The organism is Dysgonomonas sp. Marseille-P4677, from assembly GCF_016652235.1.
Lineage (GTDB): Bacteria > Bacteroidota > Bacteroidia > Bacteroidales > Dysgonomonadaceae > Dysgonomonas.
This window is the reverse complement of the sequence record NZ_JAEPKU010000010.1, coordinates 48,181-59,600: the sequence shown is the minus strand read 5'-3', so window position 1 is coordinate 59,600 and position 11,420 is coordinate 48,181. Positions and strand designations below refer to the sequence as shown.

Below are 11,420 nucleotides of genomic sequence, written 5' to 3'. Positions count from 1 at the left end.
GATTGTAAATGCAGGTGATTTGGAAAATAAAGGATGGGAATTCGAAATAGGAGGAGATATTGTGAGAGGAAAAGACTTTAATTATTCCACTACTATGCGTTTTTCAAATAATAGTTCTAAAATATTGTCTTTATGGGGAAATAATACTTATCAGGATCGTAAAGGTATGCCTGGCCCGGGTAGCCCGGGAGATGCAATCAGGTTACAGGCCGGTTCTACTATAGGTAAGTTTTTTATTTGGCGGTTTGCCGGATTTGACGATAATGGTAATTGGCTATTGTATGATAAAAATAATAATGTGATACCTGCAAGCCAGAAAAAAATAGAAGATAAGGCTTATGTAGGTAATTCTATGCCAAAACTTATGATATCGTGGGATCATACTTTTACTTATCGTCAATGGGATCTATCGATATATCTACGTAGTTGGATAGACTTTGATGTCTTCAATACCATTGATATGTATTATGGACTATCTAATGTGGAGGAAATAAATGTGTTGAAAGATGCTTATCATAAATATGAACATATTAAGGGTGAAAAAGAATTGTGCGATTATTGGCTTAAGGATGGTACATTCCTTAAAATAGATGCAATTAATTTAGGTTATAACCTTAATCTGAAAAAGTATACAAAATATTTAGACAATGCTAGATTCTATCTTACTGTTCGTGATGTTGCGACATTTACTAAGTATAGCGGATTAAATCCGGAAGTTGATATCACAGGACTAGAGCCCGGTTTTGAGATGTTTAATAGTATCTATCCTCAGACAAGACGTTATACTCTTGGTGTGCAGTTGTCTTTCTAAAACATTAATATTCATGAATATGAAAAATAAATATATAATATTATTACTTGGATTATTGATATCCTTTGCCGGATGTAGTCTCGATGAAGTATATTATTCATCAATTACTCCTGAGAAATTTTATCAATCGCAACAAAGTGTCTTACAAAGATTAGATCGTCCATTTACTCACACTCGATGGTATCTGGGAGATCAGTCTTCTATATGGCAAATGCAAGAATTATCATCCGATGCTTTCTGTCTCTCTACCAAAGGACCTCACTGGTATAATGGAGGAGAATATCAACGTATGCATCATCACGAATGGACTCCAAGCGAAAATCAATTATGGAACTGTTGGTATGGTGCTTCAATGGGAGTTGCTTTGTCACTTGAAGCAAAACAAGATCTGGATAAATATGTAGATTATGATGCTTTAGGCTTTGCTAAAGGAACAAAAGAAGCTCATCAGATGCAATTACAGACTCTGATCGCATATTTTTATATGCGAGGGTTAGATTATTTTGGTGGCATGCCTATATATACAGAGACAGGAGGAGAGGATCAGCCCCGTAGTACCGATGTAGAAACATTTGGGCACATAGAAGCATTATTGAAGGAAGCTATACCTCAATTACCTAAAAAGACAGAATTAGGAAAATCCGAAGAAGGTATGATCAACCAGGCTGCAGCTGCGATGATGCTAGCCCAATTGTATTTTAATGCAGAGTCTTATACAAAAAAGAAAATGTTTTCCGAATGTGAAAAAATATGTCAGGATATAATCGATGGTGTATATGGAGCTTACAAGCTAGATGATAACTGGTATGGACCTCATTGTTTCACAAACGATCGTTCACCGGAAGTTATATGGAATATTCCATGTCAGAATCAAAAATTAACTGTATATGGTTTTATTTGGACTGATGGTTATCATTACAATGCTTCTAAGTATTTCGATTTGGATGGAGGTGCTAATAATGGTTTTCATATGCAACCATCCCTTAAGCCTACAGGTGAATTATATACAAATTTTAAACTAGGTAAACCTTTTTCGAAGTTTGATGATAAAGATCTAAGAAAGAAACCATATTTGTATCTGGGTAATGAAAAATATGAAGGAATGTTCTGTTTTGGGAAACAAGTAAATCCTAAAACCGGAGGTGAGTGTAAAGGCACACAGGAGTATAATGGGCAAATAATTTCATTTGTGGATCAAGTAGCTCGATTTACAGAGGTAGGAGTCGGTAAAAAATATGCCTCTGTGGCCGAATTGCCTTCAACTATTGCTGATGGTGAGGAGAATTCAGGCGTGAGATTTGTAAAATATCCATTACCTAATATGGCAGAACGGAATTTACGATATAATCCCGATTTACCAGTTTACCGTTTGGCTGAAGTATACTATATGTTGGCTGAATGTAAAATGAGAGCCGGTTATAACAGTGATGCTGCAGCTCTTATAAATACTGTACGTAAGCGTAATTTTGAAAATCAGATTGACCCGAATCCGGTAACAGCGGAAAATCTTGATAAATATCGTATGCTCGACGAATGGCTTATCGAATTTTTAGGAGAGCAACGTCGTCGTACTGATCTTATACGTTGGGGTGCTTTTGTTAACGAAGATTGGTGGGATCATAAAGCATCGAAGAACGAAAACTTTAATCGATATCCGGTGCCTGCTAAGGCAATGTCAAGTAGTAATCTGTTGATTCAGAATCCCGGATATTAAATAGGTGTTATAGGTATTTTAAGGTAAGTTTTTATTTCCCGACTTAGATATTTAAATCTAAGTCGGGATTTTTTTTATATATAAAGATGGTACGGATTTAGTTAGGGTGTATTTATACCATTAAACTGTGCTTGTTTAATAGCCCATGCCATAACATTACACCATACAATAGAGTTATATACATTTTGTCCTGCCGAACCATAACCATAATTGGGTTTTGGAATAGGTTTCATTGTTCCAGCCTCCCAGTAGAAGGGGCATATTGTTGCTGAGTTGGAGCTATTTCCATTTGCAGTATATGTAGAAGAAGGGAATCCTCCATCACCAAAGAATATTAAGTTGAGCGTTCTGTGTTTAAATCCGGTTACATAAGAGTGTGTCGCTGTATCTCCATTATCAGTATAGTCATCTCCCCAAGAATATACATCAATTTCGCCCGATGGCAAATTTCCTATAGACATAGCCCATGAGGCATCTTCTCCCCAGTACTTACCTCTGGCATCACCGAATGGGCCATTTGTAATTTCGTCATTTATTCCCGATAACTTGTATAGACCACCACCTCTAGCGTTAACACGTTCTTGTTTTATGTTAGGATTGGCAAAGAATTCCTGAAAAAAGGTTTGAGCTCCACCATTTGAATAAGGATTAGCTTCCCAAAATAAAATAAGCACTCCTTTTTTATTCAGATATTCTGCTAAGATGGATCGGAACTCTTTATCGCTGGCGGACGTACCTCCTGCATAAATATCCTGACCAATATAGCAAATATCTACTTTCTCTGTTAATAAATAATTTTTTATTGACGATACCTGCGTTGTTGTTGGGGACCCATTTATACCTGGATATATGATCTCATAACCCTCAGTTTTGAGGTAGCTTGTTTCTTTCTTTCGTACCAAAGTTGTTGTCAGACATTAAAACTTCATATGATCCTACCCCGGATGTTCCCGGAACCCAACCGTATGTAGCTGCAGTTCCTAATACCAACATTCTTTTTTTTGGAATAACCATAATTACTGTGGCTTCACAGGTTGCCGTTGTTTTTTTACTATTTGAGGTAATCGTAAATTTCTTATCATTCAAACTGTTCGGTGTACCGTATCCTATTAGTTTTATATTTTGGGTAGTACTTGATAATAGACCTTGCCCTTTGAAATAGATTCCGTCCACAGTATTAGTTTCTATAATATATGTTGCACCTATACCTGCTAGATCCACATTAAGGGTCATCTCTATATAGTTGGTAGCAGGATCTAGAGGAGTGTCTATTTTATATACACCTCTAACTTTTGTCAGAGCACAATTCATGACAAAAAGTGGTTTTTTGGAAGAATCCTCTACCTGAACATATAGAGGGTCACAGCTATCCAATACTTTTCCGTTAAATGTTATTTTCATTAAATCTCCGGGTGTACCTTCTGTATGATTGATTGGTGTACCAGCTCCAGGTACAGTAATTGTATAATCACCTGTGGTTAAGAATACACCGGTCAGTGTAAAATAGTATCCATTCTCTGGATCCGATATAGCAGTTATAGTATAGGCCCCGGCCTTAGTTACAGTTAAATCTATTGTTAAATAATTCGAACTATTCAATGCAACATCATTTTGGTATTGACCCTTGAATTTTAAGGTATTACAGTCTTTTATGTCTGCTATTGCATTTCCCATCTTTGTTTGAAAACAATTCCATTCTTTTCCATTCCACTGATTTAATCCAATACATAGCTCTTTTTCTTCATTTTCTATAAGATTGTATACTAGCAATCCTGTGTGAGTCTTATCCAGAGTTTCTTTGTTTACAGAGTATTGGCCATTTGATCCGGAGGTAGGATCTTCTGGGTTGTTAAGAAACATTGGATAAAGTTGATATTTGTCAGATAGAGTCACTCTTGGCAACCCGAACCCTTTGTATGAATTCAGAGTGTCATTCAGTACGTTTTCTTTCTCTTTTAATTGAAGAATAGCACCACTGACAGGCCGCTCGTTCGATCCTATGGTTACTTGTGCCCTCGACGGCAGTGTAAAGTTTGAAACTACTAATAATAAGATAAACCAGAATGTAGCCCATCTTTGTCGTTGTTTAAAGGTTCTTTGTTTCATCGATTTTAATTTAAAAAAGTTTGTTTATTTCAAAGGAATAGTATCTTGCTACTTTCCAATAAAGCATCAATAAATCATCTTTACTCTGTGACTATCTAAGTAGAGATAGAGTAGGGTGACAAAGTAAAGACAACTAAAATGTCTTATTATGAATAGTTGGAGCAATCATATAAAATAAAATCCTCAGCAAATCTGAATGGATAAATACTTTTTAATGTTTCCAAAAAGTTGCCACAGAAAGATAGTAAGTGAAAGTTTTTTTTCTTAATAGTTAATACATGTGTATACGTAAAATTATTTGAATAAAATAAGAATTGATTACTAGTGTACGGATGGGTACACAGTTCATTAATAGGAAAAGAAATAAGTTGTGCTAGATACATTCTTTATACTACTCAAAGTGTAATATTAATAAGATTTATTTGTCAATCGTTAAATAAAAGCTAGACCCAAATAAACCTTTTCGTAATACAAACTTAATAAATAATATATAAAAGTACAAGAAGAGGATAGATTAAGTTCCATTAATATAGCTCAAATTTGTTTATAAAAAGGAACGACAATGAAGAAAATTAATGAGTATTAAATTAAAATTTTATATGTAAATAGAGTATAGAATAATTCTATAAATATATTTTATTGCATAAGATTAGAGCGGCAATTAGGTTGAAATCTTTGATATAGATATACCAGACCAAGTTGTCGCTCTAATTTCCTTTAACGATGAACGTATTATAATTATAACTATTTTTCTAAAAGAATATCAATCGTATAAGATCCATTGCCTATTACAATGTTTTTATTTTTATTATTAATATTTTTTTTATTTAACTTATACTCTATCATATTTTGAGGCAGAATAACTGTACCTGTACTGCCCACAGGTAAAACTACATTAATAGTTAGCCTATCAGCTTTTAGATTCCAATCTACCGAGATGGTACCATAAGGTGATTCTTTAGTTGTTTTTGCCCATGATACACCTTGTGGAATCTGAGGATCTATTATTACATGCTGATAACCTGGTTTATTTTCATCTGTACGTATACCTCCAATAGCCTGATAAAACCAAGATCCGATACCGTTGTAACAGTTATGAATACGGCTGCGTTCACCACTCCAATACTCCCATGTAGTCGAAGCCCCATTGTCTATCATATGTAAAAAACCCGGGTAATCATGTTTTTTTAGCATCGTGTACATAAAGTCAACAGCTTTATTTTCAATTGCCCATTTTGTGAGAATTGGAACTCCTACTAACCCTACAGCTATATGATTATTATGATTCTTAGTTGTCAGAGCGAATAATTGTTCCTTCACTTTAGCATATATAGAGGGAGGGGTAACTCCAACCAGCATAGGGTAGGACATATCCAGTTGTGAACCTGTTGAGTATGTTTTCTGATTATCGTTATAGTATGTTTTGTGTAGGAGCTGATTCAGATTTTCTTTTCGTATCGCAAATTCTTTGGCATCGTCTTCTTTACCAAGTAATTTTGCCATTTTTCCCATTTTGGAGAAACAATCGCTTACGAAACAGTTATTGACCAGATTGATAGATAATTCATTGCCGGAATCTACTCCCATCGGTGCTAGCCAATCACCCAGAAACCAGTCTCTATACGGAGTGTCGGGCCATCGTTTTAGCAATCCGTCAACGGTATATTTCTCAACGTAGGTAAGCCATTTTTTCATGGCTGGATAATGTTTTTTTATCAATCTTGAATCGTTATAATTCAGATATGTTTGCCAAGGCGCCATAATAATAAAGCCACACCAGTATGGTCCACCTCCACCTGCTCCCGGATTTGGGGCAACATGAGGCAGGCTACCGCCCTCACGCATAGAATCGTCCCAAGCTTGCATCCAGTTAGTAAACAATGGAGCTACATCGTACATAGTTTGAAGGCTTTCGGTCGAAGAATTTCCATCACCACCATATCCGGCACGTTCCAAATGTGGGCAATCTACCATATATCCACTGTATGCTAAACATTTCATAGTATATTGAATCATATTGTGGATAGCATTGAGCTCCGGATCCGAACATTCGAAAGCCGATGTCGAACGATAGTTGGTATGGATAAGATATGCTTTTATATCTTCTAACTTTGGTTTAGTAGCTAGATTAGATATTCGGATATACTGAAAAGCATGATTATGAAATTTATTACAAAATATATCAGTCCCATTACCTACACCAACATAAATATCACTTTGTCCCTGATCTAGAAACTGTCCTTCTTTATCCAGAAAGTCGGTATATTCTATTAAAACTTCTTTTCCTTCCTTTAACTTAGGTAAACGAATTTCAAACCATCCATTCAGAGCTTTTCCCATATCTATTAACCAAACACTATCTCTAAGCTGTTTTATGCTTCGCGGAATTACAGTTTCTTGTATCTTGTTAGGCTCAGTCATTTCAGGAGTTACTTGATGTTCAGGAACCTGGACTTCTACGGCAGGATACCAGACCATCTGATCTAGTGTTGTCGGATTCAAGTCCTTGGGAATTACTCTTCCATCCAACTTCTCTCCTGCAAACTGAAGAGCTTGCCATGTACCGGTTTCAATATAGCCTCCGTGTCTGCCGGCCCAAGAATCATTTGTAGATATTAATGTATGCCATTGGTTATTTTCTTTAATATCTAATTGAGCTCTAACTAAAGGTCCGTCATATGCTGCGTTAAATGTATTTTTACGATACCATCCCTTGGCTAACCATAAGACTAAATCGTTTCTTCCCTCTTTCAAATATGGTGTAACATCGTATGTTACAATCAACGATCTTTTGTTTAACTGCGATACGGCTGGAGAAAGTACATCATCACTCACTTTCTTACCATTGATATATACCTCATAGTAGCCCAATGCATTTATATGTAAAAATGATGTATTCTTATTTTTTATATCAAAACTTTTTCTTAGTAAAGGACTTTGTATATTTCCTGCCACTGAGGATAAACCTATATAGCTTCCTTGTAACTCAGTCTGGTCGATTATGCCAACTCCAAATCGAGCGATTTCACTCCATTCCGAGACTTCTTTCTTTTGATTCCATATGCGCACCCGCCAATAGCACAGAGAACGGGATACCAATTCTTTTCCATTATACGGAATCATTATTGAAGAAGTTCCTTTTTGTTTACCCGAACTCCATAAATCACCTTTGTTCTTGAGCAAACTCACACTGTCGGACGCAACCTGTATTTCGTAATACTTTTGTTGCATTGTACCTTCGGTATAATCAATTTTCCAACTGAAATGCGGAGATGTATTGTCAATAGCATTAGGGTTTATGAGGTTTTCACATTTTAGATCATACACTATTACAGAAGCCCTTATATTGCAGTTTGTTGCAATAAGAATGAGCGATACAATAGTGAAAATCAAATAGGTTCTTTTTTGCATGATCATCTGTTTTTCGGGTTGTATACAGCTACAGCTACCCGAGAATCTGCACATCCGTAGTATAAGAACCATTTGTTTTGATGAAAAACAAGTCCTTCGATAAATACTGTACCTGCAGGGTATTGTCCACTTTTTTCGAAGCTGGCTTCAGGTATAAAGAAAGGTTTATCTAATTGAGCAATTAATTTCGTTGGGTCTTTCAAATCGAATAATGCCTGCCCTGCACAATAAGAATTTGCTGTATATAGTGTATCTCCTTCAGCTCCTGCTCTATTTTTACCATTATATAGTAATAATATGCCATTATCTGTCATTACTGCAGGGGGGCCGCATTCGGTTAGGTCACTATCGAATTTCCCTTCACGAGTAACTATCGGTTTGATTAATTCTCCTTTCTCATCTAATATAGGTGTCCAGTTTACCAGATCTTCCGAGGTAGCCACATTTACGAATTTTTCACCCCAATACATCCAATATTTTCCATCTATTTTAGCTATAACTTGCTTTCCGTCTACCACTTTTGTTATAATAGATGCCGATTTAGAAAAATCATCTTTAAAACGGCCATTATATGCTTTTGCAAAAGCTGGTCCGTGTTTTTCCCATGTTTGCAGATCTCTTGTTGTAGCTACGGCTAAACGGGCTTGTTTACGATTCCATTGAGTATAGAGCATTACATACAGGCCATCTTCTGTAACTGCTATACGAGGGTCCTCGCAGCCTCCGGGCCATTCAAGTTCAGTTTGACTGTCATTGTCAGGATAGAAAACCGGTGTGGGCTTACGTTGAAAATTTAATCCATCTTCAGACCAAGCGTAACCTAATCTGGAAGTGCGTCTTCCAATCCCTTCGCCAAATCTGTCTTCTGCACGATATAAAACGACTACTTTCCCATCATAAATAGTAGCCGCAGGATTGAATGTATCGTTAGATTCCCAAGCAACAGAATCTTTTGTCATAGGGCAGTAGAAGCGGGTTGTAGAATCGGGAGAAATGATAGGATTGATTCCCTCTGGTCGTTGGAATTCGGCCCAAGCCCAATCTGGGAAATCAGATGATGATTCTGTCTTTTTCTTACTGTTGCAGGAAACTAATATAGTTGCTATAAGTATTATACTAAAAGTTATTCTTTTCATGATTATTATATTTTTATTTATTGATTTGAAATAACATGTGATTATTTACACATCATATGTGTACAAAATATTAATCTCAACTTTATATATTACGGAAATGATGGAGGGGCAATTTTAGTACCCCATTGTCGATTGGGCTTATTCGATGTACTATAGTCTAATATTGCTCCATTGGAAATATCGTCCCAATTAATCCAAGTATTATCGTATGGTTCTCCGTTTAACTTCAAGGATTGAATATAAATATTTTTTTCCGAACCACCATTTATTACTATATCTCCATTTTTTAAATGTATTTTGATAGAAGAGAAAATTGGTGTGTTCAGAGAGAATCCTCCAATACCCGGAATCTCGGGATATAGTCCTATACAGGCAAAGACGTACCATGCTCCCATTGTACCCAAGTCGTCGTTGCCGGGAAGGCCATTTATCTTACTTGAATATTGTTCATTCAATACCCTGTTTATTATTTTTTGAGCTTTATCAGGACGTCCTACCCAATTGTAGATCCATGGAATCTGGAAGCTTGGTTCGTTTCCTGATGCAAACCAATCGTCGCCATAACCAGCATCAAGTCTTCTGAACAAATCATCTAAACGCTTTTCGGCTTCTTGTTTTCCTCCTATTAATTCGATCAGTCCACCAAGGTTATAAGGCACCATCCAGAAATAGTTTTTATATGTAGATTCACGAAAATCGTCACTTAATGGTTTCCATGTGCCATCTTCTCTTCTTGATTGTAGCCATCCCGTTTCACTATTGTACAGATTCTTCCATGAACGGGCAAAGTGAGAGTAACGCCAACTTAGAAACTCGTCCCCAACAGCACGTAAGGCAAACTGGGCTATCGCAAAATCAGCAGAAGTATATTCCAACTGCTCGGATGCATTATAATAACCCTTCTCTAAGTATTGTTTCAGTCCGGGACGGACTTCTATATCTTGTGATTTAGTTTCCGGAATCTCTGCTCCATTTTGCATTATTCTTAATATTGGTTTCGGATCATAGTTTCTTGCACCGAAAGCCCACGCATTAGAAATTAATATTGGAGTAGGGTCTCCTTGCATTATTCCTGTTTCTATATTAGCCATTACCCAACGAGGAAAGCCTCCTCCTGCTTGTTCAGCAAATAGCTGATGTGAGACTACTACATCAGAGGCAATATCAGGATCGAGGATCGACAAAAGTTGTATTTGAGTTCGGTATGTATCCCAGTTGCTAAATGAAGTATAATGTTTTGACTTGGTTTTGTGGATTTTAAAATCGGCTCCTATATATTCCCCATTTACATCACTACATACATTCGGATGTATCAGAACTCTGTATAGATGTGTATAAAATTGGTTTATTCTATCAGCATTTGTACCTATTACTTCTATTTTTCCTAAATATTCATTCCATTTGGTTATTGCCTGATTTTTGATTGCATCAAAATCCCATTTGGTATTTTCAGCTTTGAGATTCTCTCTCGCATTTTCTACAGAAACATAAGAAATACCAATTTTGTATTGTACTTTTTTCTTTTTACTAATGTCGAACGTAAAAAAGACTCCTGAATTTTTTCCTTCTGCAAAAGTTGTCTTTTGCATTAATTTATCTCCTTTCCAAGTACCTGTCTCAACGGCTTCAGCATCGAATTCAGCAACGAAATAAACTTTATAGGGTGTTCGATATCCGCAAAAATTACCTCCTTCGGCATATCCTTCGCATGTATTAGGGGCAGTGATAACAATTGCTGCCTGATTAATATCCGTAGCTGCTATGCCTCCTCCAATTATGATTGTGCCGAAGTCTTGATTTTGCGAATATTCGTAACGAGCCATTCCTGTCCGTTCAGTAACTGTTAGTTCGGCTTTAGTATCATCCTGAACCATTGTTTCGTAATACCCTGCTGTTCCTTTCTCCTGAGAGATATTCACACGATAATTGATAATATTGTCGGGAGATATTTTTAATTTACCTTTTATAGGGAATGTAGGGAAGTTGCCCATATGTTCACATCCTCCGCCACTAAGTTGATTGATAACAAATCCAGCACGCTTATTGAAGTAGGTAGGTGTAAATTGTACCATTCCAAAAGGATATGTTGCACCTGGATACATATACCCTGAAGCTAGTCCAAGCCCTTTCGTTCCAATAAGTGTATTTACTTTATGAGCGTAATCATGATTTTGTCCATTGGTAAAACAGAATGGAAGAAATATCGATAAACACAATAATAGACTTTTTCTAATATACATAT

At 36.3% G+C, this 11,420-nt stretch carries 6 protein-coding genes and 1 pseudogene; 2 read left to right on the top strand and 5 right to left on the bottom strand.

The window, feature by feature from the left end; all coding sequences use genetic code 11:
• Together JGH11_RS03990 and JGH11_RS03985 are read left to right on the top strand one after the other, a co-directional pair.
• A pseudogene (locus JGH11_RS03990) lies at window positions 1-811 on the top strand (SusC/RagA family protein); the annotation flags it as partial.
• 19 nt (window positions 812-830) lie between these two features.
• Window positions 831-2,525, top strand: coding sequence for a RagB/SusD family nutrient uptake outer membrane protein (locus tag JGH11_RS03985; RefSeq protein WP_370567557.1), 1,695 nt, complete (start codon window positions 831-833; stop codon window positions 2,523-2,525).
• Window positions 2,526-2,626: 101 nt separating this feature from the next.
• Here the strand turns inward: JGH11_RS03985 and JGH11_RS20125 are convergent, their stop codons facing one another.
• The 5 genes from JGH11_RS20125 to JGH11_RS03965 all read right to left on the bottom strand — a co-directional run bounded on the left by JGH11_RS20125 (window position 2,627) and on the right by JGH11_RS03965 (window position 11,418).
• A complete protein-coding gene (locus JGH11_RS20125) occupies window positions 2,627-3,427 on the bottom strand; it encodes a hypothetical protein (protein ID WP_236263854.1) in 801 nt (266 codons plus the stop codon).
• Entirely contained in the window at window positions 3,390-4,631 is a 1,242-nt protein-coding gene (locus JGH11_RS20120; RefSeq protein ID WP_236263853.1) for a hypothetical protein, read from the bottom strand. Before JGH11_RS20120 ends, JGH11_RS20125 begins: the two co-directional genes overlap by 38 nt.
• Window positions 4,632-5,375: 744 nt before the next feature.
• A complete protein-coding gene (locus JGH11_RS03975; RefSeq protein ID WP_201110273.1) occupies window positions 5,376-8,042 on the bottom strand; it encodes a family 78 glycoside hydrolase catalytic domain in 2,667 nt (888 codons plus the stop codon).
• Between the two features lie 2 nt (window positions 8,043-8,044).
• A complete protein-coding gene (locus JGH11_RS03970) occupies window positions 8,045-9,178 on the bottom strand; it encodes a glycoside hydrolase family 130 protein (RefSeq protein WP_201110272.1) in 1,134 nt (377 codons plus the stop codon).
• Window positions 9,179-9,267: 89 nt separating this feature from the next.
• Window positions 9,268-11,418: a GH92 family glycosyl hydrolase gene (locus tag JGH11_RS03965; RefSeq protein ID WP_201110271.1), complete on the bottom strand. Its 2,151-nt coding sequence runs from the start codon at window positions 11,416-11,418 to the stop codon at window positions 9,268-9,270.
• Window positions 11,419-11,420: the final 2 nt, after the last annotated feature.

Excerpts from the sequence above, each read along its gene's own strand:
- JGH11_RS03975 (WP_201110273.1), bottom strand. The coding sequence starts at position 8,042 with ATGCAAAAAAGAACCTATTTGATTTTCACTATTGTATCGCTCATTCTT.
- JGH11_RS03970 (WP_201110272.1), bottom strand. The coding sequence starts at position 9,178 with ATGAAAAGAATAACTTTTAGTATAATACTTATAGCAACTATATTAGTT.
- JGH11_RS20120 (WP_236263853.1), bottom strand. The coding sequence starts at position 4,631 with ATGAAACAAAGAACCTTTAAACAACGACAAAGATGGGCTACATTCTGG.
- JGH11_RS03965 (WP_201110271.1), bottom strand. The coding sequence starts at position 11,418 with ATGTATATTAGAAAAAGTCTATTATTGTGTTTATCGATATTTCTTCCA.
- JGH11_RS03985 (WP_370567557.1), top strand. The coding sequence starts at position 831 with ATGAAAAATAAATATATAATATTATTACTTGGATTATTGATATCCTTT.